General features: G+C 72.6%; 24 protein-coding genes and 2 pseudogenes. 11 read left to right on the top strand and 15 right to left on the bottom strand.

Annotated features, from left to right (window positions below; translation table 11 throughout):
* Positions 1-79 precede the first annotated feature (79 nt).
* The 8 genes and pseudogenes from A6A25_RS08240 to fabG all read right to left on the bottom strand — a co-directional run bounded on the left by A6A25_RS08240 (position 80) and on the right by fabG (position 6,835).
* The gene (locus A6A25_RS08240; protein WP_083668133.1) at positions 80-1,315 is read right to left on the bottom strand and encodes an MFS transporter; all 1,236 of its coding nucleotides are present in this window, start codon (positions 1,313-1,315) and stop codon (positions 80-82) included.
* Positions 1,312-2,268, bottom strand: a complete 957-nt coding sequence (locus A6A25_RS08235; protein WP_073887358.1) for an ornithine carbamoyltransferase — start codon at positions 2,266-2,268, stop codon at positions 1,312-1,314. Before A6A25_RS08235 ends, A6A25_RS08240 begins: the two co-directional genes overlap by 4 nt.
* 35 nt (positions 2,269-2,303) lie before the next feature.
* Positions 2,304-2,564 (bottom strand): hypothetical protein, encoded by a 261-nt coding sequence (locus A6A25_RS46595; protein WP_073887357.1) that lies wholly within the window; start codon positions 2,562-2,564, stop codon positions 2,304-2,306.
* 132 nt (positions 2,565-2,696) lie between these two features.
* Positions 2,697-4,280, bottom strand: coding sequence for a serine hydrolase (locus A6A25_RS45290; protein ID WP_338013200.1), 1,584 nt, complete (start codon positions 4,278-4,280; stop codon positions 2,697-2,699).
* Positions 4,190-4,864, bottom strand: coding sequence for an AMP-binding protein (locus A6A25_RS46210; RefSeq protein WP_073887355.1), 675 nt, complete (start codon positions 4,862-4,864; stop codon positions 4,190-4,192). Before A6A25_RS46210 ends, A6A25_RS45290 begins: the two co-directional genes overlap by 91 nt.
* Positions 4,855-4,995: a hypothetical protein gene (locus A6A25_RS43870; protein ID WP_158073695.1), complete on the bottom strand. Its 141-nt coding sequence runs from the start codon at positions 4,993-4,995 to the stop codon at positions 4,855-4,857. The genes A6A25_RS46210 and A6A25_RS43870 overlap by 10 nt, the downstream gene beginning before the upstream one ends.
* A 40-nt stretch (positions 4,996-5,035) precedes the next feature.
* Positions 5,036-5,992, bottom strand: coding sequence for a beta-ketoacyl-ACP synthase 3 (locus A6A25_RS08215; protein WP_198932607.1), 957 nt, complete (start codon positions 5,990-5,992; stop codon positions 5,036-5,038).
* Positions 5,993-6,083: 91 nt separating this feature from the next.
* A pseudogene (gene fabG / locus A6A25_RS08210) lies at positions 6,084-6,835 on the bottom strand (3-oxoacyl-ACP reductase FabG).
* Positions 6,836-7,026: 191 nt separating this feature from the next.
* Here fabG and A6A25_RS45285 point away from each other — a divergent pair.
* Together A6A25_RS45285 and A6A25_RS08205 are read left to right on the top strand one after the other, a co-directional pair.
* Positions 7,027-7,239: a hypothetical protein gene (locus tag A6A25_RS45285; protein WP_241828559.1), complete on the top strand. Its 213-nt coding sequence runs from the start codon at positions 7,027-7,029 to the stop codon at positions 7,237-7,239.
* Positions 7,164-8,420 carry a condensation domain-containing protein gene (locus A6A25_RS08205; protein WP_241828546.1) on the top strand — a complete coding sequence of 419 codons (1,257 nt, stop codon included), beginning with the start codon at positions 7,164-7,166 and terminating at the stop codon, positions 8,418-8,420. Before A6A25_RS45285 ends, A6A25_RS08205 begins: the two co-directional genes overlap by 76 nt.
* 27 nt (positions 8,421-8,447) lie before the next feature.
* Here the strand turns inward: A6A25_RS08205 and A6A25_RS08200 are convergent, their stop codons facing one another.
* Both A6A25_RS08200 and A6A25_RS08195 read right to left on the bottom strand, forming a co-directional pair.
* Positions 8,448-9,779 carry a M20/M25/M40 family metallo-hydrolase gene (locus A6A25_RS08200; protein ID WP_198932606.1) on the bottom strand — a complete coding sequence of 444 codons (1,332 nt, stop codon included), beginning with the start codon at positions 9,777-9,779 and terminating at the stop codon, positions 8,448-8,450.
* A 35-nt stretch (positions 9,780-9,814) separates the two neighbouring features.
* A complete protein-coding gene (locus tag A6A25_RS08195; RefSeq protein WP_083668127.1) occupies positions 9,815-10,783 on the bottom strand; it encodes a universal stress protein in 969 nt (322 codons plus the stop codon).
* A gap of 401 nt (positions 10,784-11,184) precedes the next feature.
* Here A6A25_RS08195 and A6A25_RS08190 point away from each other — a divergent pair, with 401 nt between their 5' ends.
* Genes A6A25_RS08190 through A6A25_RS08175 form a run of 4 tightly spaced genes read left to right on the top strand, consistent with a single transcriptional unit; the run spans position 11,185 to position 15,122 of the window.
* Positions 11,185-11,913 (top strand): helix-turn-helix domain-containing protein, encoded by a 729-nt coding sequence (locus A6A25_RS08190; RefSeq protein ID WP_073887353.1) that lies wholly within the window; start codon positions 11,185-11,187, stop codon positions 11,911-11,913.
* A gap of 23 nt (positions 11,914-11,936) precedes the next feature.
* Positions 11,937-12,491, top strand: a complete 555-nt coding sequence (locus A6A25_RS08185) for a hypothetical protein (RefSeq protein WP_073887352.1) — start codon at positions 11,937-11,939, stop codon at positions 12,489-12,491.
* Positions 12,484-13,722 carry an MAB_1171c family putative transporter gene (locus A6A25_RS08180; RefSeq protein ID WP_073887351.1) on the top strand — a complete coding sequence of 413 codons (1,239 nt, stop codon included), beginning with the start codon at positions 12,484-12,486 and terminating at the stop codon, positions 13,720-13,722. Before A6A25_RS08185 ends, A6A25_RS08180 begins: the two co-directional genes overlap by 8 nt.
* A 17-nt stretch (positions 13,723-13,739) precedes the next feature.
* Positions 13,740-15,122 carry an FAD-dependent oxidoreductase gene (locus A6A25_RS08175; protein WP_198932605.1) on the top strand — a complete coding sequence of 461 codons (1,383 nt, stop codon included), beginning with the start codon at positions 13,740-13,742 and terminating at the stop codon, positions 15,120-15,122.
* 34 nt (positions 15,123-15,156) lie between these two features.
* On the opposite strand, the pseudogene A6A25_RS08170 reads toward A6A25_RS08175, so the two are convergent.
* From A6A25_RS08170 to A6A25_RS08155, 4 genes and pseudogenes are all read right to left on the bottom strand, one after another.
* Positions 15,157-16,479: pseudogene (locus A6A25_RS08170) on the bottom strand (MFS transporter); the annotation flags it as partial.
* A 109-nt stretch (positions 16,480-16,588) separates the two neighbouring features.
* Positions 16,589-18,592, bottom strand: coding sequence for a glycosyltransferase (locus A6A25_RS44640; protein WP_274534296.1), 2,004 nt, complete (start codon positions 18,590-18,592; stop codon positions 16,589-16,591).
* 115 nt (positions 18,593-18,707) lie between these two features.
* The gene (locus A6A25_RS08160; RefSeq protein ID WP_073887526.1) at positions 18,708-19,691 is read right to left on the bottom strand and encodes a glycosyltransferase; all 984 of its coding nucleotides are present in this window, start codon (positions 19,689-19,691) and stop codon (positions 18,708-18,710) included.
* 20 nt (positions 19,692-19,711) lie between these two features.
* A complete protein-coding gene (locus A6A25_RS08155) occupies positions 19,712-20,716 on the bottom strand; it encodes an Lrp/AsnC family transcriptional regulator (protein WP_073887525.1) in 1,005 nt (334 codons plus the stop codon).
* Positions 20,717-20,813: 97 nt separating this feature from the next.
* Here A6A25_RS08155 and A6A25_RS08150 point away from each other — a divergent pair, with 97 nt between their 5' ends.
* Positions 20,814-22,022 (top strand): M20 metallopeptidase family protein, encoded by a 1,209-nt coding sequence (locus A6A25_RS08150; protein ID WP_073887349.1) that lies wholly within the window; start codon positions 20,814-20,816, stop codon positions 22,020-22,022.
* Here A6A25_RS08150 and A6A25_RS08145 read toward each other — a convergent pair.
* A complete protein-coding gene (locus tag A6A25_RS08145; RefSeq protein ID WP_073887348.1) occupies positions 21,988-22,590 on the bottom strand; it encodes a TetR/AcrR family transcriptional regulator in 603 nt (200 codons plus the stop codon). The two genes, A6A25_RS08150 and A6A25_RS08145, sit on opposite strands and share 35 nt — an antisense overlap.
* 79 nt (positions 22,591-22,669) lie before the next feature.
* On the opposite strand from A6A25_RS08145, the gene A6A25_RS08140 reads away from it, so the two are divergent.
* The 4 genes from A6A25_RS08140 to A6A25_RS08125 all read left to right on the top strand — a co-directional run bounded on the left by A6A25_RS08140 (position 22,670) and on the right by A6A25_RS08125 (position 26,485).
* A complete protein-coding gene (locus A6A25_RS08140) occupies positions 22,670-23,833 on the top strand; it encodes a DUF418 domain-containing protein (RefSeq protein ID WP_073887347.1) in 1,164 nt (387 codons plus the stop codon).
* Positions 23,834-23,897: 64 nt separating this feature from the next.
* Positions 23,898-24,905, top strand: coding sequence for an endo-1,4-beta-xylanase (locus A6A25_RS08135; protein ID WP_241828545.1), 1,008 nt, complete (start codon positions 23,898-23,900; stop codon positions 24,903-24,905).
* 187 nt (positions 24,906-25,092) lie between these two features.
* Entirely contained in the window at positions 25,093-26,004 is a 912-nt protein-coding gene (locus A6A25_RS08130; RefSeq protein WP_073887346.1) for a hypothetical protein, read from the top strand.
* Between the two features lie 16 nt (positions 26,005-26,020).
* Positions 26,021-26,485 carry a hypothetical protein gene (locus A6A25_RS08125; protein WP_073887345.1) on the top strand — a complete coding sequence of 155 codons (465 nt, stop codon included), beginning with the start codon at positions 26,021-26,023 and terminating at the stop codon, positions 26,483-26,485.
* Positions 26,486-26,644: the final 159 nt, after the last annotated feature.

Raw genomic sequence — 26,644 nt, 5'->3', positions numbered from 1 at the left:
GTGGGAAAAAGTCCGGTCCCCTTGCGCAGTTGCCTGCGTTTCAAGGGAACCGGACTGGGTGAGTCGGTCGGGAGTGCGGTTAGCGGAGCGGGCGGCCGGAGACCGTGTTGACGGCCGCACGGACCGTGGGGCTGGTGACCGCGCCGAGGGCGAGGGCGGCCATCACGCCCGCCAGGCCCAGCACCGTGGTGGTGGCGCCGGTCGTGTCCAGGAGCGGGCCGACGGTGAGGCCGCCCAGGAACGCCAGACCGGAGCCCAGCAGGGTCATCACGCTCACCGCGCGGCCCATCATGGCGTCCGGCGCGATCGTCACCAGGTACACGCCGCCGGCCACGTTGAACACGCCGCCGATGTAGCCGAACGCCGCGAACGCCACGCCCAGCAGGATCGGGTCGCTGGTGAACGCCACCGGCACGACCGTCAGCGCCCACGCGGTGAACCCGCCGACCAGCAGCGAGCGCATGCTCAGCCGCCGCAGCCACCGGCTCGCGGTCAACGCGCCCACCATGCCGCCGACGCCGCCGATCGCGGTGATCACGCCGAGCACCGCGGCCGAACCACCGGTCGCCTCCACGATGAACATCACCGCCAGCCCGAGCCCCGCGAACACGATGTTGCTCACCGAGATCAGCACCATCGCGGTGCGCAGCAGCCGCTGGCCCCAGATCCACCGCAGCCCTTCGGCCACCTCGGTCCGGAAGTCACGTCGAGCCGGCCGCTCGCCCTGGAAGTCACGCCTGATCAACAGCAACGTCACCAGCGACACCAGGTGCGCCACGACCGTGAACAGGAACGGCGACCAGCGCACGAGCGCGAACAGCGCGCTGCCGATCGGCTGGCCCAGCATCCCGGCCGCCCGCGCCCGCGCCTCGTTCTGGCTCAACGCCGACGACAGCTGCTCCGACGCCACCACGTGCCGCACCGCCGCGCGTTCCGCCAGGTCGTAGCAGATCGCCAGGCTGCCCTGGAGGAACGCCACCACGACCAGGTGCGCGACCCACGTGTGCCCCGCCATCACGGCGACCGCGACGCCGGCCGTCAGCAGCACGCACCCGATGTCGGCCAGCACCATCAGCCGCCGCCGGTCGACCCGGTCCACGAGCACGCCCGCGGGCAGCTGCACGAGCAGCTGCGGCAGCAACGCCGCCGACATCACCAGGCCCGCCGCGCTCGCCGACTGCGTGGCCCACAGGGCCAGCAACGGATAGGCGAACACGGTCACCCGCGTGCCCAGCAGCGTGCTGCCCGCAGCCGCCCACAGCAGCAGGAAGTCGCGGTTGCGCCGCAACGGCGGCACCGGTGTCGTCACGCTCACCGGGTCGCACCGGCCAGCTCGGACCGCACGCCGAGGGCACACCACCGCAGCACGGCCATGGCGCTGTGCAGCTTGTTCTCCGCCTGTCGGAACGCGATGCTGCGCGGACCGTCGAGCACCTCGGCGGTGACCTCCTCGCCGCGGTGCGCGGGCAGGTCGTGCAGGAACACCGCGTCCGGGCTCGTCCGCCACAGTCCCTGGTGGACCCGGAACGGCGCGAACACCTCCCGCCGGCGCGGGTCCGGCTTGGCCGTGCCGGTGGTCTGCCAGCGGGTCGTGTAGATGGCGTGGACGTCGGCGGGCAGGTCGTCCATGTCGTGCCGCTCGACCACGACCGACCCGTGGTCGCGCGCCTGGGCCTTGGCCTCGGCGAGGATCACGCCCGGGATGCCGTACCCCGGCGGCGTGCGCGCCTCGAAGTGCACGCCGGGGTAGCGGCTCAGCGCCAACGCCAGCGCCGTGCACGTGTTGTTGCCCTCGCCGACGTAGAGCAGCCGCAGCCCGTCGAGCGAGCCGAACCGCTGGGTCAGCGTGGTCAGGTCGGCCAACGCCTGCGTCGGGTGCTCCAGCGCGCTCATCGCGTTGACGACCCGCAGCCCGGACCGGCCGAGGTCCCGCAGCTCCTGCTCCTTGCCGGCGGTGCGGGCGACCAGCAGGTCCAGCATGCCGCCGAGCACGCGGCCGGTGTCGCCGACCGTCTCGCCGGTGTTGAGCTGGAGGTCGCCCGGTCCGAACGTGACGAGCTGCGCGCCCAGGCGCAGCGCCCCGCTGGAGAACGCCGTGCGGGTGCGGGTGGAGGTCTTGCGGAAGTAGACGCCGACCACGACGCCGTCCAGCGGCCGCCCCGGCTCCTCGGTCCGGTCGCCGAACCGCACCCCCTGGTCGACGATGTGCCGCAGGTCCCGATCACCGAGGTCGGTGATCGAGATCAGGTGTCCCGCGTTGCTGTCCATCTCTTGCCCCATGTCTCGGAAGTCCCCCGTGTCGGTCAGTACGCGTGCGCGGCGGCCAGCCCCGCGCCCAGGTCGCCCACCAGCCGGTCGGCGTGTGCCGCGACGAACTTGTGCGCCTCACGGCCGTTGTCGGAGTTGGTGAGCACGACCAGGCCGGTGCCCGCGTGCGCCCGGCTCAGCGTCACGGCCCGGTAGCCGGGCGATTCGCCGACGTGCCCGTACTCCAGGTCGGAGCCGGTCGGGTCGATCGAGGTGGCCAGCCCGAACAGGCTGCCGGGGTGCGCGACGGCCAGCATCTGGCCGGCCACCCCGGCCGTGAGCAGCGCCGGTGAGCGGCCCAGGTAGGCCTCCCGGAGCTCGATCGCGACCAGCGCCAGGTCGGCGGCGGTGGTCCACAGGCCGCCGGCGGCCTGGGTCGAGCGGTTGCGTCAGCCGCCGTCGAGCACCTGTCCGCGCCCGTCGTGGCCGAGCGCGACCGGCCGCCCGGACACCTCCGGGTAGGCGTAGTCGTAGCTGCTGTCCACCATGCCCAGCGGGTCGAACACCAGTTCCCGCATCAGACCGGCGAAGTCGCGGCCGGTGACGTCCACCAGGAGCTGCTGGAGCACCGCGAAGTGCGTGTTGTGCTTGACGAACTCCCGGCCGGGCTCGCCGACCAGGTGCACCCCGGGCGGCTCGGCCGGCGGCTCGCCCCGCAGCACGTCCAGCACGGTCGGCAGCGCCTTCGCCGGGTGGTACGGCTCGTTCGACGTGGGCGACAGGCCGGACAGGTTCGCCATCAGCAGCCGTGGCGTGACCGGCGCGGAGCCGGCGGCCGGGTACGGCACCCGCCACGACGTCAGGTGACGGTTCACGTCACCGTCGAGGTCCAGCACCCCTTCGGCGACCAGCCGCAACGCCGCCAGCGCGGCGACGTGCTTGCTGATCGAGCCGACCTGGAAGAGCGTGTCCGGCGTGACCGCCCCGCCACCCGCGGCCAGTTCGCCGTACGTGTGGGTGGCGACCAGCCTGCCGTCGTCGATGACGGCGATGGACACGCCCGGGACGTGGTGCTCGGCCATCATCGCGACAGGTGACGGGAGGCCGGACGGGCGCGGTGCGGCGCCGCGGTCCAGCAGCCGGGCCAGGTCGGCGATCGTGTCGTGCTGGTAGAGCGTGGCCAGCGACAGCTCGATCCCCTCCTCCCTGGCCACGGCCAGGAACCGGACCACCCGCATCGAGTTGCCGCCCAGCTCGAAGAACCGGTCGTCCCGGCCGATCCGGTCGACGTCGAGGACGCGCTGCCAGATCGCGGCGAGCCGCCGTTCCGTGTCGGTGGTCGGCGGGAGGTACGGCTTGCGCGCGCCCAACGCGGCCCGGTCCGGCGCAGGCAGCGCCTTGCGGTCGATCTTGCCCGCGGTGCTGAGCGGGAAGGCGGGCAGCGGCACGAACGCCGCCGGCACCATGTAGTCGGGCAGCGTCTCGCCGAGGAACGCCGCCAGCTCGGCGGGCGCCGGCGACGTGCCGACCGCCGGTGAGCCGGCCGTGGGCACGAAGTAGGCGACCAGGGTCTGCTCGCCGTCGCCGTCCGTCCGCGCCGTGACGACCACGTCGGTCACGCCGGGGTGGCGCAGCAACGCGGCCTCGATCTCGGCCGGCTCGATCCGGTGCCCGCGCACCTTCACCTGGTGGTCGGCGCGGCCGAGGAAGTCGAGGCAGCCGTCGCGGGTGAACCGGGCCAGGTCACCGGTCCGGTACATCCGGGAGCCCGGCCGGCCGAACGGTTCGGGCACGAACCGCTCGGCGGTCAGGTCGGGCCGGGCCGCGTAGCCCTGCGCCACTCCGTCGCCCGCGATGTACAGCTCACCGGTCACGCCGACCGGCACGCGGCGGTGCCGCGCGTCCAGCACGTGCACGCGCGTGTTGGCGATCGGCCTGCCGATCAGCACCTCACCCGCCGACTCCGGCACGTCCCAGCTGGTCGACCAGATCGTGGTCTCGGTCGGCCCGTACACGTTGACCAGGCGGGCCACCGCCGGGCGCAGCCGGGCGGCCAACGTCGGCGGCAACGCCTCGCCGCCCACCAGCGCGACCACGTCCGGACGCGGCACGCCCGCCGCCAGCACGAGCTTCCAGCCGACGGGGTGGCCTGCACGTGGGTCACCGCGTGGGCGTCGACCAGGCGCAGCAGCCGCTCACCGTCCACGGCGTCGTGGTCGTCGGCGAGCACGACCCGCCCACCGGTGGTCAACGGCAGGTGCAGCTCCAACGCGGAGATGTCGAAGGACACCGCCGTCGCCGCCAGCCACGCGTGCCCCGGCCCGGAGTCGAACAGCCTGCCCATGGACTTGAGCAGGTTGATCAGCGCTCCGTGCGCGATCTGCACGCCCTTCGGCTCGCCGGTGGAGCCGGACGTGAACATCACGTACGCCAGGTCCGCCCCGTCACCCGCGACCGCGGCCACGGGGTCCACACCGGACACGTCCTCCGCGCGGACCACCGTGCCGCCGAACGCGACCCGGCCGGCCGACGACGCGTCGGTGACGACCGTGCGGGCGCCGGCCGCCGCCAGGACGCGGCCGATCCGGGCGGTGGGCGTGGCGGCGGTCAGCGGCACGTACGCCGCACCCGGCTCAGCGAGTCCACGCCCATCTCCTCGAAGCTGGACGACAGCTCGATGCCGCCCTCGTAGTCCGGGATGAGCTCCCGGATCGTCGCGCTGATCACTTGCAGGATGTCCACGGACATGGCCGCAGGTCCTTTCGGTAGTGGTGGTGGGAGGAGCCGGTCAGCCCAGCCGGGCGACCAGGCCCGCGTGGCTGAGCCCGGAGCCGAAGCCGAGCAGCAGGGCGAGGTCGCCGGGCGCCGCCCGGCCGCTGTCGGCCAACGTCGACAACGCCAGCGGGATGGACGCCGCCGACGTGTTGCCGGTCTCGGTGATGTCGGTGACCACCCGGTCGCCGGGCACCTTCAGCGCGCGGGCGATGGTGTCGGTGATGCGGCGGTTGGCCTGGTGCGGCACGAACCAGGTGATGTCGTCGATCGTCACGCCGAACCGGGCGCACGCCGCGTGCGCCACCGCGGGCATCTGCCCGGTGGCCCACCGGTACACGACCGGGCCGTCCATGGTGGCGCGCACCAGCCCGTCCGGGCGGGTCTTGGACTCGATGACGGTTGAGCGGGTGCCGTCGCTGCCCCACACGGCCTGGCCGATGTGCTCGTGCTCGTCGGCCGAGACCACGACCGCGCCCGCGCCGTCGGCGAAGATCGCGTACGTGTCCGGCAGCTCGGGGCCGATCATCGGCGACAACTTGTCCGCGCCGACCACCAGCACGTGCTCGGCCTGTCCCGTCCGCACCGCGTCGGACGCGACGGACAGGCCGAAGGTGAACCCGGCGCAGACGGCGTTCAGGTCGAACGCGCCCGCGCCCCCAGCGCCCAGGCCGCTGGCCACTTGTGGCGCCCCGGCCGGGGCCAACTGCTCGCGCGAGGATGTCGCGAGCATCACCAGGTCGACGTCGTCCGGCACGAGGTCGGCGGCCTTGATCGCCGCCGCACCCGCCGCGATGGCCATGGAGACGACGTTCTCGCCGTCCGCGGCGTAGCGCCGCTGACGGATGCCGGTGCGTTCCTCGATCCACTGGGCGCTGACCGTGGTCCGTGAGGCCAGTTCCTCGTTGGTCACCACGCGCTCGGGCCGGTAACCGCCGACACCGCTGATCCGGGAACCCCGCACGCCGCTCACCGGAAATCACCGAGCCCGGCCGCGAAAAGCGCGCGGCACGATCTCGGGAAACCGTCGGCGTGTCGAAGAACGGAATTTCCTGTCGATTCGATCACAGCCCGATACCGCCGTCCACCCGGAGCACCTGGCCGGTGATGTACGCGGCCTGGTCGGACAGCAGGAAGGCGACCGCCTCGGCGACTTCCCGCGGCCGGCCGATCCGGTTCAGCGGAACGTTGCGCAGATAACCCTTGGTCGTCGGCTCGTCCAGCGCGGCGGTCATGTCGGTGTCGATCAACCCGGGGCGACCACATTCGCCCGCAGCCGGTACCGGCCGACCTCTTTGGAGAGCGCTTTGGTGAAGCCGATGATCCCGGCTTTCGACGCGGAGTAGTTCGTCTGCATGGCGTTGCCCTCGACGCCCGCGATCGAGGAGACGGTGACGAACGCGCCCGCCCGGCGCCCGATCATCGGCCGCAGGGCGGCCCGGCACAGGTTGAACGTGCCGTCGAGGTTGGTGCGCAGCACCGAGTCCCAGTCGTCGGCGTCCAGCAGGGCCAGCGGCTTGTCCCGCGCCACGCCCGCGCAGCTCACGACGGCCGACGGCGTGCCGAAGTCGGCGACCAGCCGCCGCACGTAGTCGTCCACCTGCGCCTTGTCGGCCACGTCCACCCGCTCGGCGACCACCCGGCCGCCGTGCTGCGCCGCCTCCTCGACCGTCAGCTCGGCCGACTCGGCGTCGCGGCGGTAGCAGAAACCGACGTCGTAACCGGCCTGCGCGAGGCGGACGACCACCGCCCGACCGATACCCCTGGCTCCCCCGGAAACCAACGCGACCGGGCGCGTCGACCCATCGTTGTCCATGAACGGCGACTCCTCACACGTATTTCGGCTGTCACGACCGCACACGTTCGGCGGTGTGACAGGAACCCAGGCACCCGGTAGCGTGAACCCGAATCCAATACTGAGGCCATATCGGGCCGGAGGTTCCTCCGCTGGGCCTCTATCGGCGAATACGCCGGATTTTCCGCCGTCCGGCGGCTACCGTGCGGAAAATGACCACGCACCCGTTGACGGTCGGTCAGGAAGCCCTGTGGTTCCTGCACGACATCGCGCCGGACAGCGCCGCGTACAACGTCGCCTTCGCATTCGCATTCGAGACGCGGTCGACCTCGACGCGCTCGACGCCGCCGTGCGCCACACCGCGCGCAGGCACGACATGCTCAGGTCGTCGTTCGCGGATTCAGGTGAACACCCGGTGCGCGTGATCCACGAGGACGACGTGACGGGGTTGCGCGTGCGCACCGTGAACGCGGACGACCTTGCGCCGTTCGTGCGGGAGGTGATCGCCGAGCCGTTCTCGCTGCGCGAGCCGCCGCTGGTGCGGTTCACACTGCTGCGCGGCCCGGCCGAGGACGTGTTCGTCATGGTGGCGCACCACATCGTGGTGGACGCGGGTTCGCAGGGGGTGATCATGCGCGACCTGTTCGAGTCCTACCGCGCGCGGCGCGCGGGCGAGGCGGTGGACCTGCCGGAGCCGACCGCCACCTACGCCGACCACGTCCGCGCGGAACGTGGACTCCTGGCGTCACCGCGCATGGGCGAACTGGCGGCGTACTGGCGGGAGATCTGCGCCGGTGCGCCGATCGCGCTGGACCTGCCTGCCGACCGACCCCGGCCGCCGGTCCAGCGGTACCGGGGCGCGGCGGTGGCCACGCGCCTGCCGGAGCACGTCCTGTCCGCGCTGCACGACGCCGCACGGCGGGCGCACGTCACGCCGTTCGTGTTCCTGGTCGGCGTCTTCGAGCTGCTCCTGCACCGCTACACCGGCCGGCCGGACTTCCTGATCGGCTGCGCGACGTCCACGAAGGACCGCCGGATGGCCGACGTGGTGGGGTTCTTCGTCAACCCGGTGCTGCTGCGGCCGGTGGTCGGCACGCGGACCACGTTCCGGGAACTGGTCACCGGGACGAGCGCGCAGCTGCGCCGGGCCACGGCGTACCGGCACTACCCGTTCCCGATGCTGCCCGCGGCGCTGGGCGTGCCGCACGACCCGAGCCGGTCGCCGTTGTTCCAGGTGCTGGTGACCGCGTACATGGCGGGCGGCGGTGACGCGCTGGTGGACGAGTTGTTCCAGGGCGAGGGCCGTGGTCCGTTCGAGTACAAGGGCGTGCGGGTGGCCGCGACCCCGATGCCGGCGCAGCAGACCGGCCAGTTCGACCTCACCCTCGAACTGCAGATGAGCAGGCGGTCGATCGGCGTGACGCTGAAGTACGCGACCGACCTGTTCGACGCGGGGACGGTCGAACGGCTCGCCCGCTGGTTCGTGGTGCTGGTCGAGTCGGCGTGCGCCGACCTGGACGGCGTCGCCGGTCGCCTGCCGATGACGGACGTCGCGGAACGCGACCTGCTGCTGAGCGCGGGGACCGCCGCACCACTGGACTGGTGATCGGCAGTCCAGTGGTGCGGCGCGGGCTCACGAGTTGCGCAGGAAGCGGTCCAGCACGCGGACGCCGAACTGCAGCGCGTCGACCGGCACGCGCTCGTCCACGCCGTGGAACAGGCCGGAGAAGTCCAGGTCGGCGGGCAGCTTCAGCGGGGCGAAGCCGAAGTTGCGGATGCCCAACTGCTGGAACGACTTGGCGTCCGTGCCGCCGGACAGCATGTACGGCAGCACCTTCGCGCCCGGGTCCTCGGCGGTGATGGACGCCGTCATCGCGTCGACCAGCGCGCCGTCGAACGTCGTCTCGACCGGCGGCAGCCCCAGCCACTCCCGCTCCACGTCCGGGCCGAGCAGCTCGGCCAGCTCGCGGTCGAACGCCTCCTCGCGGCCGGGCAGGATGCGGCAGTCCACGGTGGCCTCGGCGACCGACGGGATGACGTTCGCCTTGTACCCGGCGGACAGCATGGTCGGGTTGGCCGTGTCGCGCAGGGTCGCGCCGATCATCCGCGACAACGCGCCGAGCTTGCCGATCGAGCCTTCCAGGTCGTCCTCGGGGAACTCCAGGCCGGTGATCTCCGAGACACCGGCGAGGAACTCGCGCACGGACGGCGAGAGCACCACCGGGAACCGGTGCTGCCCCAGCTTGGTCACGGCCGCCGCGAGCTTGGCCACCGCGTTGTCGTTGTGGATCATCGAGCCGTGGCCGGCGGTGCCGCGCACGCGCAGCTTGAGCCACCGGATGCCCTTCTCGGCGGTCTCCACCAGGTAGGCCCGGACGTCGTCCTTGAGCGTGATGGAGAAGCCGCCGACCTCGCTGATCGCCTCGGTGACGCCTTCGAACAGCTCGGGCCGGTTGTCCACCAGCCACTTGGCGCCGAACAGGCCACCGGCCTCCTCGTCGGCCAGGAACGCGAACACGATGTCACGCGGCGGCACCACGCCGTCCCGCTTGAACCGCCGCGCGACCGCGAGCGTCATCGCGACCATGTCCTTCATGTCGACCGCGCCGCGGCCCCACACGTACCCGTCCTGGACCGCGCCGGAGAACGGGTGCACCGACCACTCCGAGGCGTCGGCGGGCACCACGTCCAGGTGACCGTGCACCAGCAGCGCGCCCCGGGACGGGTCGGCGCCGGCCAGGCGGGCGATCACGTTGCCGCGGCCCTTGGCCCCCGATTCGACGTAGGTGGTCTCGTAGCCGACCTCGCCCAGCTTCTCCGCGACCCACTCGGCCGCCGCGCGCTCGCCGACGACCGTGGCCGGGTCCCCCGTGTTGGTCGTGTCGATCCTGATCAGCTCGCTGGCCAGCGACACGACCTCGTCCTGCGCGAGCCGCAGCCCGCCCCCGTCTTCCGCGTTGTTCACCAGGCCTTCCTACCATCCGGCGCCTGGCGTGGTCGTCAGTGCTCGGACCCGTGACCACGCACGACGGCCAGCGGGCACGGTGCGTGGTGGAGCACGGCGTGGCTGACCGAGCCGAGGAGGGCGCGGCGCAGCGCGCCGTGCCCGTGGCTGCCGACGACCAGCAGCGACGCGCCCTCGGCCTCCTCGACCAGGGCCTGGGCCGGCCGGGCCGGCGACACCACCCGTTCCGCCCGCACCTCGGGGTGGCGGGCCAGCGGACCGGCGAACGACTCGGCGACCAGGGCGTCCGCGGACGTGCGGAGCTGCTCGACGTCCAGGCCGAGCCCGAGCCCTTGCCCCCACGCGCCGCCCGGCGCCATCGCGTCCACCGGCAGTCCTGTGGTGGCGTGCACGCCGATCAGCGTGCCGCCGTGCCTGGCGACGTGGTCGACCGCGAACTCGACCGCGCGGTCGCTCGGCTCCGACCCGTCGACCCCGACCACCACCCGGCCGTCACCGGTGTCGGAGTCGGAGTCGGAGTCACCGTGGCGGACCACCACGAGAGGCTGGGCGAAGTGGTGGGCCAGGTCCGCGGTGACGGAGCCGGCGAACACCCTGGCCAGCCCGGTCGCGCCGGTCGAGCCGACGACGAGCAGCTGCGCCTCCCGCCCGGCCTCGGCGAGCACGGCGGCGGGGTGGCCGTCGAACGCGCGGGTGTCGACCTCGACCCCGGGCGCGACCCGCTCGCACTCGGCGGCGAGCTCGGCCAGGTGGTCCTTCGTGTACGCGCGCACGGCCTGCTCGCCGACGAGTTGCGGCAGCGGCGCGGACACCGGCGTCACCACCACCTCGGGGAACGGCCCGCGGATCACGTTCACCACGAGCAGCCGCGCCCCTCGGCTCACCGCCTCGCGCGCCGCCCAGCGCGCGGCCTGCCTCGACCGCCGGGAGCCGTCGAACCCGACGACCACCGCACCGCGGCCGACCGCGCTCTCCGGGCTCTTCATGATGTCCGGGCTGGTCATCGCCCACCTCCGGCTCTCGGCGTGATGCCAACGCCACCGGGGTAGCCGAGGAGATCGGACCCGACACGTGATCGGCGGGAATTCCGGGTACCCGCGCGCTTCGCCCGTCCACGAGATCCCTCGGCCCTGCGCACCCCTCAGTGCGTGCCGCCGTGGCGGAGGCGGCGGCACAACCGCAGGGCCTGGTGACGACCGGCGTGGTCACCGGGATCTCGCCGCACCGCGCAGCCGGCCCTTTCCTACCGTTCCACTGTCAGGACGCCAACGCTCCCTGCCCCCAACAGCAGTGGAACCGCCGTGGCCAGGCTACTGGCGGCCCACCCTGGAATCAACTGGTGTTGCGGAGTAGCTTGGCCCTGCCAGCGGCAGTGGAAATGCTTGCGGGATGAAGCAGTCGAGGGGTGGAGATGACCGCGGGCGGGCAGCGGCTATTCGCCGACATCCTCGATGAACTGTGCCTGCGTCCCGGTGACCGGCCGCGCTACACGAATGTGGAACTGGCCGAGCGGATCCGCCTCGACGGCGGCGAGATCACGCACACCTACATCTCACAGCTTCGCCGCGGCGACAAGGACAACCCCACCTGCCGCACGATCGAGGGACTGGCCAACGCGCTGGGCGTGCACCCGGCGTGCTTCGTCGGCGGTCGCGCGCACCTGCACGAGGGCGAACGGCCGGCGTGGCGGCGCGGCGCGCTGAGGCACCTGTTCAGCACCGTGTACCCGGCCGACCGCGGCCCGTTCTCGCCGGAGGAGGTCGCGAGCCGGATCAGCGGCGGCCCGTACGGCTCGATCTCGGCCAACTACATCCGCGAACTCCTCGCCGGCACCAGCGACAACCCCAGGCTCAAGCACATCCTCGGGCTGGCGGAGGCGTTCGGCGCCGCGCCCGCGTACTTCTTCGACGACGAACTCGCCGCCCGGGTGGACGAGCAGTTGGAGACCCGGCTGGCGATGGACAAGCTCGGCGTGAACACCGTCATCCTGCGCACGGCGGAACAACCCCCACCGCCGGGGGTGCGCAACAAGATCCTGCTCGCACTCGTGCGCGCGCTGCACCCCGGCGTCGCGGCCGAGGACGCCATCAAGCGGGTGCTCGAACCGGGGGTGGCCGATGACGAGACCCGCTGACGACGTGACCGCGTGGTGATCAGGTGAAGGCGAAGCGGCTGCGCGAGCTGCGCGACGAGCTGATCCGCGAACTCGACCTGGACCGGTCGGCGACGACCGAGGCGGTGTGCGTCCGGCTGTGCGAGGTCATGGCCCGGCGGTTGCGGCGGGAGATCATCCTGCGGTTCGACGACCTCGGCGCGGGCGGCACGAGCGGCCTGTGGGCCGTCACCGAGGACGAGGTGCACGTCATCATCGTCACCACGGCCCGCAGCTGGGTGCACCGGCTGCTCATCCTGCTGCACGAGATCGCGCACATGCTGTGCGGCCACCAACCGCCGCGGCTCGACGCCGAGGAGGGCCGCCGGCTGCTGTACCCGGACCTGTCGCCGTCGATGCTGCGGATCCTGGCCGGCCGGACCAACCTGTCCCGCCGGGACGAGCGCGAGGCCGACCGGGTCGCGGGCGTGCTGACCAGGGCGTTGATCGAGTGGGCGGGCAGGCAGCCGCACGAGCCGTCCCGGCCCGACGGCGACGACCTGGCGACGCGGGCCTGGTACACGTTCGGGTACTCGCCCGACCGGGGCGACCGTGGTTGACGTCCAGTACCTGCTCAGCGCCTGCGGCGTGCTGGCGCTGCTGGCGCACAAGTACCGGGCCTACCGCCAGGCGCCGCCCGAGCTGCGGCCCGCCGTGCTGCCGATCTGCCTGGCGTGCGTGACGGCGGCGCCCGCGTTCCTGTTCCTGGCGCCGGTGGTCGGGGTGAACTTCGACCGGTTCACCGGCGTGCCGAACCTGTCGGTGCTGCTGGTGTACGGCTTCGGCATCGCGTTCGTGGCCGCGAACCAGGCCATGCTGCTGTACTGGCGGCACCCGCCCGCGCGGGCGTGGCGGACGACCCGGCAGGTGCTCGTCGCCTCGGCGGTCGTGCTGGCCGCGGTCGTCGTGCTGTTCGTGCTCGGTTCGCCGGACGAGGAGCACCACGGCGACTTCCCGGCCGCGTTCGCCGACGCCCCCTACCTGGCCGAACTGCTGGTGCTCTACCACGTCACGTACCTCGTCGGGCTGCTCAACGTCGTCCGGCTGTGCTGGCTGTGGGCCGACGAGACGCCGGACGACCGGCCGTGGCTGCGGCGCGGGCTGCGCCTCAACGCGGTCGGCGTGCTGATCGGCTCGGCCTACGCCGTCCTCGTGCTGGTCGCCGTGGTGGGCAGCTGGTTCGGCGCGGAGCTGGACGCGTGGAGCGTCGCCGCGCCCCGGACGCTCACGCTCGCCGTGCCGGTTGTCGTGGTCGGTGCGAGCATCGCCGCGTGGGGTCCACGACTGTCGCGGGTGGCGGAGCGGGTGGGGCAGGGCCGGGAGGCGGTCCGGGACTACCTGCGGCTGCGTCCGCTGTGGCGGGCGCTGCGGGCGGTCGACCCGGGCATGCGGCACGTACCCGCCACGCTGCGGGAGCGGTTCGACCCCGAGCACCGGCTGTTCTGGCGGGTCATCGAGATCAACGACTGGCTGCACCGGCTGCGGGCGGGTCGTGAACCGGCGGTGGTGGCCGCGGTCGCGCGGCGTGCCGCCGAGTTCGGCCTGGCCGAGGACGACGTGTGGGCGGCGACGGAGGCGGCCCACGTCAAGGCCGCGCTGGCGGCCCGTGCCCGGGGCAGGACGACAGGCGGTGGCGGGGTGTCCGAGCAGGACGGTCCGCTGCAGGCCAAGCACGCGTTCGCCGGGGAACGGACCCGGCTCGTGCTGGTGGCCGAGGCGTTCGTCGGCCCGGTGGTGGCGGCGGCCCTGGCCGACGCGGACCGCGCCACCGACGCCGTGACCCGACGGTGAACCGGAAGGAGCACTCCGTGCCGACCACGCACGCGCTGGTCCTGGGCGGCAGCCTGGCCGGGATGCTCGCCGCGTCCGCCCTCGCACCGCAGGTCGACCGCGTCACGGTCGTGGACCGCGACCGGTTCACCGACGAGGGCGACCGCAAGGGCGTCCCGCACGCCCGCCACGCCCACGTCCTGATGGCCGGCGGGAGCCGGGCGCTGGACGACCTGCTGCCCGGCCTCACCGCGAGCCTGCTCGACGCGGGCGCGCAGCACCTGGGCATGCCGAACCGGATGCTCGTGTTCACCCATTCGGGCTGGTTGCCCCGGCTGGACGAGATGCAGTACCTGATCGGGTGCAGCCGGGCCCTGCTCGACGCCGCGGTGCGCCGCCGGGTGCTCGGCCGGGTCGACCTGGTCGAGGCCACCGACGTCGTCGGCCTGCTCGGTGACCGCGCGAAGATCACCGGGGCACGCGTCCGCGACCGCGGCACCGGCGTCAAGCGCGACCTGGCCGCCGACTTCGTGGTCGACGCGACCGGCCGCGGGTCGAAGGCCGACTTCTGGCTCACCGACCTCGGCCTGCCGCCCGTCCGGGAGGACCGCGTCGACTCCGGCATCATCTACTCGACGTGCCTGTTCCGCCTGCCGCCCGGCGCGGGCGAGGGGTTCCCGGGCGTCAACGTCCAGGCCGACCCCCGGACGTCGCGGTTCGCCGAGGGCGGCGCGCTCGTCCCGATCGAGGGCCGCCGGTGGATCGTCAGCCTCGGCGGCACGCGCGGCGGTGAGCCGGGGACCAGCCCGGAGGCGTTCCACGCGTTCGCCCGGAACCTGCGCCACCCCGCCATCGCCGACTTCATCAGCGCGGCCGAGCCACTCGGCCGCCCGTTCGCGTTCCACGGCACGGTGAACCGCCGTCGCCGCTACGAACGCCTCTCCCCCTGGCCGGCGGGCTTCGTCGCGATCGGTGACGCCGCGTGCACCTTCAACCCCGTGTACGGGCACGGGATGACCGTCGCGGCACGGCAGGCGGTCGCGTTGCGCGACGGCGTGGCCGAGCACGGCTTCGCCGCCCACCGGCTCCAGCGGGAGTTCGCCCGCGTCATGGACGACCCGTGGGCCATGGCCGTCGCCCAGGACCTGCGCTACCCCGACACGATCGGTCCTGGCCGCGGCTGGACCGCCCGCCTGCAGGACCGCTACCTCGACCGGCTCGTGCTCACGGCCACCGGCCGCCCGACCGTCACCCGGGCGCAGCTCGACGCCTACACCCTGTCCAAGCCGCTGCGCACACTCATGCTGTCACCACGCGTGATCCTCGACGCGCTGCGCGGACCGGGCCGGCCACCAGCAACGGACCCGCCGCTCACCGAGGCCGAATCACGCGTGCTGGCCCGCGTCGAGGACCCTCGCTGACGACGCGTCACCCACTGTCCGAAGAGGACAGAGCCCGGTCGTCCATCTGCCGGTACGACACCAAGCCCACCACAGCCGCGAGCACGCCCGCGCCCAGCAGCACGGGCCGGGTCGCGTCCACGTCGAACGAGCGGTCGAACACCGTGACGACCGTCGGGCCGACCAGGGTCACCAGCAGCGGCCCGAGGACCGTCGACAAGCCCAGGACGAGCTTCATCAGCGACTGGACCAGGGCGACCATCCGGCCGCGCAGGGCGTCCTCCACCCGCGTGCCGATGATGGTCAGCGCGGTGAGGAACGCGACCCCCGCGCAGCCGCCCACCACCGACACCGCGACCAGCGCGAACCACAGGTGCGGCGCGAGCGACACCACCACCAGGCCCGCACCCGCGCCCACGATCGTGACGCCGAACAGCCGGTGGTAGGTCAGCCGGCGGGCGAGCTTCGGCGCGGTCGCCATCCCCGCCGCCAGGCCGAGGAACACCGCGATGAACAACGTGCCGTACGCGCTCTCGCCGCCGCGCAGGCTCGTCGCGTAGAGCCTGGCGCTGCCGATCACCGCGCCCGCCGCCGCGAACGCGCCCGTCATGCCGATCACGAGGCCGCGCAGCAACGGCGTGCCCCACGCGTACCGCAGGCCGTCACGCATCATCACCAGGAGACCCGGGCCGTCGCGCCGGTCCGGCCGGACGACCCGGCCGGACAGCTCGGGGATTCGCACCGCGATCAGCACCGCGGACGACAGGTAGAGCAGGCCGTTGACGACGACCGCGATGATCGCGATGCGGAACTCCAGGTCGCCGTCGCGCACGCCGAGGTAGCCGGGGATGCCCGCGATCAGCGAGTAGAGGCTGAACCCGCTGACCGTGGCGATGCCGTAGGTCATCACCAGGCCGAGCTGGTTGGCCGTGTCGACCTGGTCCGGTCGGCGCAGCAGGTTCGGCACGGCCGAGTCCTTGGCCGGGATCCACAGCATCGCGCAGCAGCCGACCAGGAAGTTGGCCACGAACAGCCACCACGCCGTGCCGACGAACGCGATGGACAGGAACAACCCGCCGCGCGCCAGGTCGCACGCCACCATCACCTTGCGCCGGTCGAACCGGTCGGCCAGCACACCGCCCAGCGGCGCGAACAGCACACCCGGCAGCAACTGGGTCAGCACCACCGCGCTGAGCGCGAACCCCTCCCACCCGTAGCCCGCGGCCAGCTTCGTGACCAGCCCCGTCAACGCCAGCAGCGACAGCCAGTCACCCACGCTGCACAGGAACGTGACGCCCCACAGCCGCCGGAACGGCCCGATCGCCAGCACCGCCCGCGCCCGACGCGCCGTCGACGCCCCGGCCCCCTCGTCCACCACACCGACACCGCCGCCGCCTTGAATGCCGCCACCCCCGCCGTAGTCGCAGATGATCAGACTAGCGACGACGATCACGCGGGCTTGGCCGGTGCCGGCTCCGGCGGGAGGGTCAGCGCAGCGCCGACGTGGCGAACAGGTCGTCGAACACCCGTGCCCGGTCGAACGACAGGGCGTGCGCCCGCGCGCGGTCCGCCATGAGCTGCCGCTCCCGCGCCGACAGCTCCAGCACCGCGCGGTCGATCGCGGCGGCGAGGCCGGTGACGTCACCCGCCTGCACGATGAGCGCCGTGCCGCCGACCGCCTCACCGGTGCCGCCGGTCAGCGTCGTGATCACCGGTCCGCCGCCCGCGAGCATCTTCTCGGTCAACGCGATGCCGAACGTCTCCACGAAGTCCGGCTCGGGCTTGGTCGACAACGCGTAGGCGGCGCAGCCGCGCATCAGCAGCGGCTTCTCCTCGTCGTCCACGTCGGACAGCAGCACCACCCGGTCGTCGTCCCGGGTGAGCGCCCGGACCTCCTCCAGCGCCGGTCCGTTCCCGGCGATCACGAGCTTCACCGCCGACCGCGCCCGGGACCGGGCGAACGCTGTGACCAGGTCGTGCACGCCCTTCGCCCGCGCCACCCGGGACAGGAACAGCACGTAGCCGTCCCGGTCGAGGCCGCGTCGCGCCAGGGCGGCGTCCACCCGCGCGGGGTCGAGGTCGAGGTACGCGGAGGTGTCGATCGGCGGGTAGCTGACCGCGACCCGCGCGCGGCACTCGTCGGCCAGGCGCGTGCCGCAGTGCGCGTCGACGGCCTCGGCGGAGGCGATGATCTCCTGCCGGGTGTACTCCGACACCGCGATCACCTGGTCGTTGGCCAGGAACGTGGTGAACAGCGCCACCGCCGCCCCGAACCGGCCCTCGCGCAGGCACGAGCGGATCACGTTGGTGACGTCGGAGCCGACCGCCTTCGCGATGGTGCGGACGTCGGGCCGGAACCCGGCCGCCCGTGCCGCCACCACGGCCTCGCCCACGACCGCCGTGTGCGGTGCGAGGTACATCGACAGGCACGTGGTCGGCACCGGTTCGGCGAGCAGCTCGACCAGGCGGCCGGTCAGCCCGGCCAGGTACCGGCCGTCCGGCACGCGGTAGTCGTCGGCGAAGCACGGCTTGATCAGCGAGTGGTACAGGGCGGTGGCGAACACCTGCCGCCTGGCCGGCGACCCGCCCTCGACCTCGATCCGGTCCACGTGGTCGCGCCACCGCTCCTTGGTGCGCTCGCGGATGACGTCGAACGCGGGCGGCTGCTGCCCGCACTCGCGGTGCAGGTTGTCCCTGGCCTGCTCGCAGCCGCGCAGGGAGAAGCCGATCCGCAGCTCGACGCTCTGCCCGGCGGCGGTCGGACCCAGGAACAGCAGCCCGAACGGCCGCAGCGTGGTCTGCCGGATGCGGTCGAAGTCCAGCCGGGTGCCGCCCTCGATGAGCCTGAGGTCGTGCCACAGCATCTGCCGCCAGCCCGGGGTGTCGACTTCGATGTGCACCGACAGCGGCACGCCCTCGACCACGACGGTGCCCTGCGCGCGGCCGTGGCCGAGGCTTTCGACGTGCGCCCGCAGCGGCACGGTGCGGCCGTGGTCGATGGCCAGGCCGCCGCACGACAGGTCGACCACCACGCGGGCGCTGCGGTGCTCCGGGAACGTGTACCGGTGGACCGCGATCTTCTCGCCGACGGTGATCTCGCAGCGGACGCCGGTGTCGAGGGTGGCCGCGTAGTACCCGGCTTCGGCGACCTCGTCGTGCAGCGGCCAGGCCTGGCCGAGGGTGTCCAGCTGCTGCACCATCGGGGTCACCCGGACGTAGTTGTAGTACTTGCGGATCGCACCGGTGCCGGACTGCTGGAAGTGGGTGAACCCGGACGCCTGGGCCCGGTCGAACATCTCCTCCGGCAGGCCTTCGGTGTTCTTGGTGTACCGGCCGTAGCCGGTCGGGTAGGCGCCGGAGTAGGCGCAGGCGGACACCATGCTTAGCGGTGACGTCGCGCCCGGGTGGGTGTTGCCGATCTGCGCTTTCGGCCACCACCAAGTGGCGGCGAGACCCTGCGCCGAGGGCAGGGAGGTCGCCGCCGTTCCGATGAAGGGATCAATCTCGTCCAGGATGGCGCGACTGTAGGTCGGCGCGGGGCCGTCGGTGGTTTCCGCGACGTGAACTCGGTGGGAACGTGCGAACCGCGTTCACCGGTCCGGGTGATCAGCCCCGGTCGGCGTAGTCCGGCAGCCGGCGGGCGACCTCGGCCGGGGACGGCATCCGGGCGATCTCGTCGGCGATCGCGCGGGCCGCGTCGGTGTGCCCACCGGGCCGCGACAGGGTCCGGACGATGGAGGCGATGGCTTCCGCGCTCACCTCGTCCGGGAGCAGCCGCACACCGGCGCCCGCGGCGGTGACGGCGTCGGCGTTGGCGAACTGGTCGGCGCCCTGGGGCAGGACCAACTGCGGTGCGCCGACCGCGAGCGCGCCGAGCGTGGTACCGCTGCCGCCGTGGTGCACGACCACGTCCACGTGCGGCAGCAGGTCCGCCTGCGGCACCCACGCGCGCACGGTGACGTCGGCGGGCACGGTGCCGAGCTGCTCCGGGCGCACCCGGCCGGTGGCCACGACCACCCGGGCGCCCACTTCCGCCAGGCCCTTGATGGCCGCGGCCAGCAGTTCGTGGGTGCCGAACGCGGTGCCGAGCGTGAGGTAGACCAGTGGCCGACCGTCGCGGGCGGGCAGCTCGCCCGGCTCGCCGAACGCCACGGGACGCAGCGCGATCCTGTCCTCGTTAGCCAGGAAATCGGGGTCCTGCAACGACGGCGGGCAGATGTCCAGGTGCGGCCGGCCGCTCTTGGTGGGCATCTCCAGGCCGATCCCGTCGGGGAACAGGCGGCCGAAACCGTGCCAGAGCCCGGGGATCCCGGCCTGCCGTGCGGCGATCGCCGCTCCCGGCACGCCCCAGCCGTGCACCACGAGGTCGGGCTTCAGCCGGGCCAGTTCCGGCGCCAGGTCCTCGGCGTACAGCTCGTAGAACGCGTCCGCCGGGCGGAACGGCCGCAGGCCGTGCGCGGCCAACGGCGCGTGCACCTCCTCACCCACGGCGAAGTGCACCTCGTGCCCGGCTTCCCGGGCGGCGATCGCGAGCGGGACCATCGGGTAGGTGTGGCCCACCGAGGCGAGACCGGCGAACAGTACGCGCATGATCGGAAGCCTTTCACACGTCACGGACCGGCCCACGGGTCGACGGGCACCACGTCGGTGATCCGTCCCGCGTCGTCGAGCAGGCACCCCATCCGCTTCACGGCGCGCAACGTCACGGCCCGGTCGGTGAGGGTGAGCGCGGGCAGGCGGCGGGCGAGTTCGGCTTCGAAGCGCTGGACGTCGCCCAGCGAGCGCAGCCACAGCGTCATCACCAGGTTGTCCGACCCGGTGACGGCGGCGCAGAGCCGGACCTCCGGCAGCTCGGTCAGCGCCGTCCCGGTGCGGTCCAGCTCGTCCGGCGGCACCCTGGCCCAGAACGTCGCCGCGATCGGCCGGCCGGTGATCGGCTGCGCGACCTCGCAGCGCAGCGACAGCAACCTGCCGTCGACCATCTCGTTCAGCCACCGGCGCACGGTCGACGCGCTCCGGCCGGTGCGGGCCGCGATCTCGGCCGCCGGTCTGCGCCCGTCGTCCAACGCGCCCAGCACCTCGCGGTGGTGCGGCTTCCAGACCGCGCCGCCGCCCGTCGCACGGCCCGCCGGGAGCTGTCCGGGTTCGAGCGCGCCGAGCCGCCACCGGTTGCCCTCGCCGTAGACGGTGGTGACGGTGTGGGTGCGCGTCCGGCGCAGGCCCGGCAGGCCGTGCAGCCGGTGCAGCACGACGTGCGACAGGGTGGTGAGGTCCGGGGTCAGCACGGTGAGGAACAGGTCCCGCCCGCTGCTGATGATCGAGATCGAGACGACCTGCGGCAGGCGTGACAACACCTCGACCGCGTGCGGGCGCGCGGTCGGCTCGATGTCGATCTCGATGAACGCGTTGCAGTGCTCCTTGGCCCACAGCCGCACCTCCGGGTAGGCGGTGACGCGCGCGAGACCGGCATCGGCCAGCCCTTGCCAGCGCCGTGCCGCGGTGACCGGGTCGATGCCGAGCGCCCGCCCGACCTCGTGCCACGTCGCCCGCGGTGCGGCTTGCAAGGCATGGACGAGCCTCAGGTCGGTCTCGTCGGGTGTGAACGAATCCTGCACCAAAGCACTCCCCCATGAGCGATCTTGCCAATCCGAAGCCCGAGAGTGGCAGCCGCAGTGATCCTCGGCAAGTACCCGCGACCAGAGGAGAACTCCCATGCCACTGCACGACGACGCGACCGCCCTACAAGACGACCTGGTGCGGCTGCGGCGGGAACTGCACGCCGAGCCCGAGATCGGGCTGGACTTACCGCGCACGCAGGAGAAGGTGCTCGCGGCGCTGGACGGGCTGCCGCTCGAACTGTCGCCGGGCACGGCGTTGACGTCGGTGACCGGTGTGCTGCGCGGCGCACGGCCGGGGCCGGTGGTGTTGCTGCGCGCGGACATGGACGCGTTGCCCGTCCAGGAGCGCACCGGGCTGGCCTACGCGTCCCGTGTGGACGGTGCGATGCACGCGTGCGGCCACGACATGCACACCGCGATGCTCGTCGGAGCGGCGCACCTGCTGGCCGCCCGGCGCGCCGACCTGGCCGGTGACGTGGTCTTGATGTTCCAGCCGGGTGAGGAGGGGTGGGACGGGTCGGCCGCGATGATCGCCGAGGGCGTGCTGGACGCGGCGGGCCGCAGGCCGGACGCCGCCTACGCGTTGCACGTGTTCGGCGCGGGCGTGCCGCACGGCGTGTTCTCGGCCCGCCCGGGCACCACGATGGCGGCGTCCGACGTGCTGGAGGTGACCGTCGTCGGCGCCGGCGGGCACGGCGCCCGACCGCACCGCGCGCAGGACCCGATCCCGGTGGCGTGCGAGATCGTCACCGCGCTGCAGACGCTGGTCACCCGCCGGTCCGACATCTTCGACCCGGTCGTGGTGACCGTCGGGTCGTTCCACTCCGGTACCAAGCGTAACGTCATCCCCGACACCGCCCGGTTCGAGGCGACCGTGCGCACGTTCTCCGCACCGGCCAAGGCCCGGATCGGCGACGCGGCGGTCGCTCTGGCCCGGTCCATCGCCCAAGCCCACGGCCTGCGCGCCGACGTCGAGTTCCGCGACGGCTACCCGATGACCGTCAACGACGCCGAGGAGGTCGGGTTCGTCGCCGACACGATCACCGACGTCTTCGACGGCCGCTTCGAGCCCCTGGCCAACCCGATGCCGGGCGGCGAGGACTTCTCGCGGGTGCTGCGGGAGGTGCCCGGCGCGTTCATCCCGTTCGGCGCGGGCGACGGCAGCACCGACAACCACTCCCCGCTCGCCCGGTTCGACGACGCGCTGCTGTCCGACGGCGCCACCGTGCTCGCCGAACTCGCCCTGCGTCGGGGCGCCCGGGGCGTGGTCAGGGCAGCGGGAAGCCGACGGCCGGGAGGATGACCTCGTCCACGATCGCGGCCAGCTCGTCCGGGGTCGGGGGGCGGCCCAGGTCGATCAACAGCTTGAACACCATCGCCTCGCCGATCTGGGTGGTGATCGGCGTCAGCCGACGGGCGTCCAGGTGTCCGTTGGCGGCGTAGTGGCGCAGGACCGTGCTGGTGAACGTGCCGCCGCGGGGGTCGAAGACGTCGCGGTAGAGGGCTTCGGCCAGGTCCGGGTAGCGCTGGCGTTCCGACAGGACCGCCAGCACCGCCATCGCCGCGGGGGTCCGCAGCCAGTCGGTCAGCACGGCCAGCGCCGCGATCAGGTCGCCGCGCAGGTCGTCGGCCGACGGGCTGGGCACCTCCACCGGGTGTGCCTGGGCCACGGCGTCGACCAGCAGTTCCTGCGGCGTCGACCAACGCCGGTAGAGCACCGTCTTCGCGGTGGCCGCACGGCGCGCGATGCCCTCCATGCTGAGCTGGCCCAGCCCGACCTCGGCGAGTTCGGCGAGCGCGGCTTCGTGGATGGCGCGCACGAGTGCCTCGCCGCGCCGCCGTTCCGGCGCCTTGGCAGCCGCTTTCTCCATGTCACTTCCACTTCAAGACACGGTGCCGTAGCTTATCTGCCAGATACGCTACGGTTCCGTATCCAATTGAGGTGTTCTGTTGTCCACATCTTCCGCCATGCTCGACCGGCCGCTCGCCGGCGGACGTGCGCTGGCACCCGACCTGGCCCGGGGCGCGATGCTGCTGATGATCGCGCTGGCCCACGCCCACATGTACCTGTCCGGCCACCCCACCGGGTACCGGGCGTACGCGCTCGACGGCGGCGTGCTCGACCGCGTCGTGACCGGGATCCAGGTGGCGCTGGTCGACGGCCGGGCCATGCCGATGTTCGCGGCGCTGTTCGGCTACGGGTTCGTGCAGCTCGCGGGCAAGCGGACCGGTGACTGGCCGGCCACGCGCAGGCTGTTGCGCCGGCGGAGCCGGTGGCTGCTGGTCTTCGGGTTCGGCCACGCGCTGCTGCTGTTCTTCGGCGACATCCTCGGCGCCTACGGGCTGGCCGGGTTGCTGCTGGTCGGCGTCCTGCGGTGGCGTGACCGCACGCTGCTGCTGTTCGCCGGTGCGTGGCTGCTCGTGCACGCCGCCGCGTCGCTGTTCAACGGGCTGCGGATCGCCGAGTTCGGCGGCCCCTCGGGCATGGCCGCCGCGACCGACCCGCTGGCCGCCGTGGGCGAACGCCTGACGCTGTGGAGCGTGCTGACGCCGCTGCTGGTCGTGGAACTGCTGATCCCGTTCCTGCTCGGCGTGTGGGCCGCCCGCCGCCGCCTGCTGGACGAGCCGGGCCGGCACGTGGCCACGCTGCGCGTGATCGCGTTCGTGGGCATCGGCTCGGCCGTGCTGGGCGGGCTGCCGTTGGCATTGCTGGACGCCCAGGCCTGGACGCTCGGCGCGCTGGCCGTGCCGGCGTACGTGCTGCACGGCGTCACGGGGCTCGCCGGCGGCGTGGGTTACGCGGCCCTGATCGGCCTGATCGCGGCACGGGCCACCCGACCGGGCCGGGTGCTGACCGCGCTGGCCGCGTGCGGACGGCGGTCGCTGACCTGCTACCTGCTGCAGTCCGTGGTGTTCGTGGCGGTGTTCGTGCCCTACGCGGGCGGGCTCGGCACCGAGCTGGGCACGGCGGCGGCGTCCGGCATCGCGGTCGTCACCTGGTTGGCCACCGTCGCCATCGCCGACGCGCTGCGCCGCGCGGACCGCCAGGGACCGGCCGAATGGCTGCTGCGCCGCCTCACCTACGGCCGCAACGGTTTCGAAAACGTTCGATAAGCCTTGCCCGACGCGGTGGCGCCGAACCATGGTGGATCACACCGCGTCGGGAAGGACCGTCGAAGTGCGAGAACTCCTGTCAACGTCCGTGGTCGCCGTGTCCGTGGTCGTGGCGGGCGTGTTCGCGGTCGAACCGGCCGCCGCCTCCCCCGCCACCACCCTCGCCACGGCCGCCGAGCGCAGTGGCCGGTACTTCGGCGTCGGTGTCCAGGGGCACAAGTTGCCCGACCAGGCGTACGTGGGCATCCTGAACCGCGAGTTCGACATGGTGACGCCCGAGAACGAGATGAAGCTCGACGCCACCGAACCGCAGCAGGACCGGTTCACCTTCACCCCCGCCGACCGGATCGTCGACCACGCCCTGCAGCAGGGCAAGCGGGTGCGCGGGCACACGCTGCTCTGGCACTCCGGGCAGCCGTCCTGGCTGGCCTCCCTCCAGGGCGCGGCACTGCGCGCGGCGATGCTCAACCACGTCACGCAGGTGACGGCCTACTACCGCGGCAGGATCTACGCCTGGGACGTGGTCAACGAGGCGTTCGCCGACGGCACGACCGGCGCGCGGCGCGACTCCAACTTCCAGCGCACCGGCGACGACTGGATCGAGGCGGCGTTCCGCGCGGCACGGGCGGCCGATCCCGCCGCGAAGCTCTGCTACAACGACTACAACATCGAGAACTGGGCGCACGCCAAGACGCAAGCCGTGTACCGGATGGTGCGCGACTTCAAGGCCCGTGGCGTGCCGATCGACTGCGTCGGCCTCCAGTCGCACTTCACCACCAACCACCCGGTCCCCGCCGACTTCGCCACCACGCTGCGCAACTTCGCCGCCCTCGGGGTGGACGTGCAGCTCACCGAGTTGGACATCGAGGGTTCCGGCGCCACTCAGGCGGAGAACTACCGACGTGCCGTGACCGCCTGCCTGGCGGTGAGCCGGTGCACCGGCATCACGGTGTGGGGCGTCCGGGACAGCGACTCGTGGCGCGCCTCGGCCACGCCGCTGCTGTTCGACCACACCGGCGCCAAGAAGCCCGCGTACACCGCCGTCCTCGACGCCCTCCGGTGCGCGCGCTGAGCGGTACCCCACCGGGGACCTCCCTTCGTTGACCCACGGCCCGTGCGACCCGTCCGGTCGCACGGGCCGTCGTCGTGCTCGCGCACGGTCCGGCAGGACAGCAGCCTGGAAGTTGTCCGGGTGGTGCGCCGCCCAGGACATTGGGTCGACCGAAGTCCGCGCCACACCGGTAGCGAGGTGAACGCCCATGGCCCAGGCCCGACCCGTCATCGGGACCGACCGCACCACCAGACCAGGACGGCTGATCGTCGGCAGCGTGATCGCGGGCGTGCTGCTGTCCGTGCTGTGGTCCTACGAGTTCGTCGACCACGTGATCGGCGCGAACGTGGCCAACGCGCTGCTCGGCGAAGAGGCCGCGACCGCCTCGATCGCGGGCACCGCCGCCGGCCTGGCGTTCGCGTTCGTGTCCGGTCTCGCGGGCACGTTCACCGCGTGCAACATCGCCATGGCGGCGTCGATCGGACCGATGAGCGAAGCCGGAGGGACCGCGCAGGGCCCGCTGCGCTCCCTGTTGCGCCCGTTGGGTTTCTTCACCGCGGGCATGGTGGGTGTGTCGGCGCTCTACGGCGCGGTCGGCGTGCTGATCGGACCCGACCTGCCGCAGCTGTCGAACGCGATGGTCGGCACGATGCCGGTGCGGCTGGTGCAGTCGGCGATCGTGTTCGGCGCCGTCGGCCTGGCCATGACCTACCTCGGGCTCGCTGCCCTGGGCGTGCTGCCCGACGTGTTCCGCAACCGGCCGGTGGCCCGCGTGGTGGTGCTCGGCGCACTGGTCGGCGCGTTCCTGATCGGTCGGCCCTACCCGATGTTCATCAAGCTGTTCCGCTCCGCCGTCGACTCGGGCAACCCGTTGTTCGGCGCGGGCACGTTCGTGCTCCAGTCCGTCGGCAACGTGCTGCTTGTCGTCGTCGTGTTCGCGGCACTGGCCCTCGGCACCAAGGGCCGGTTCCTGCGGTGGTTCAGCTCCAACGGCCGCCGTTCGACCGTGGTCAGCGCGGCGCTGCTCATCTCGCTCGGCGTGTTCCTGCTCGTGTACTGGGACGTCCGCGTCCCGTCGATCTTCGGGGTCGGCTGGTTCCCAACCATGCCCTACAACTGACAAGAAGGAGCTGATCGTGTCCGCGACAATCGCTGTCCCGACGACCACGAGGCCGGAGTCCCCCATCCGGAACGGGGCGTTGGCCGGACTCGCCGGCGGCCTGGTGTTCGGGCTGCTGATGGCCGGGATGGGCTCCCTGTCCATGGTCGGCATGCTGATCGGCGTCGACAACGCCTTCGTCGGCTTCCTGGTCCACATGGTGATCTCCGCGATCGCCGGCGCCGGCTTCGGCGTCCTGACCCGCAACCTGGGCATGATGCCGCCCGTCTACATCGCGAGCATGCTCTACGGCGCGGTGCTGTGGGTGCTCGGCGCCCTGATCATCATGCCGCTGTGGTTGAGCGTGACCGCCGACCCGAAGATGAGCGAGATGGTGTTCGTGGTCGCGGACGGCCAGTGGGTCAGTCTGTTCGGCCACGTGGTCGGCTACGGCCTCACCACGGGCGCCGTGCTGCTCGCGCTGCGCGGCCACGCCAAGTAACGCCACCGCGCCTGGGTCCCGTCGCACCCATGGCGGCGGGCTCGGGCCGTCCACTGCGGGATCACGCAGCGCGGCCGTTCACCGACCACCCCCCGAGTGGTCGGTGAACGGCTACAGATCTTGAAAGGTCAGGGTGATCATGCGTTCCTCGGCGTGTCC

The sequence above is a fragment of the Saccharothrix sp. CB00851 genome (genome assembly GCF_001905065.1).
In the GTDB taxonomy this organism is placed as follows: Bacteria; Actinomycetota; Actinomycetes; order Mycobacteriales; family Pseudonocardiaceae; genus Actinosynnema.
Note: the sequence above shows the minus strand (reverse complement) of the source record. Positions and strands in the feature narration are given on the sequence as shown.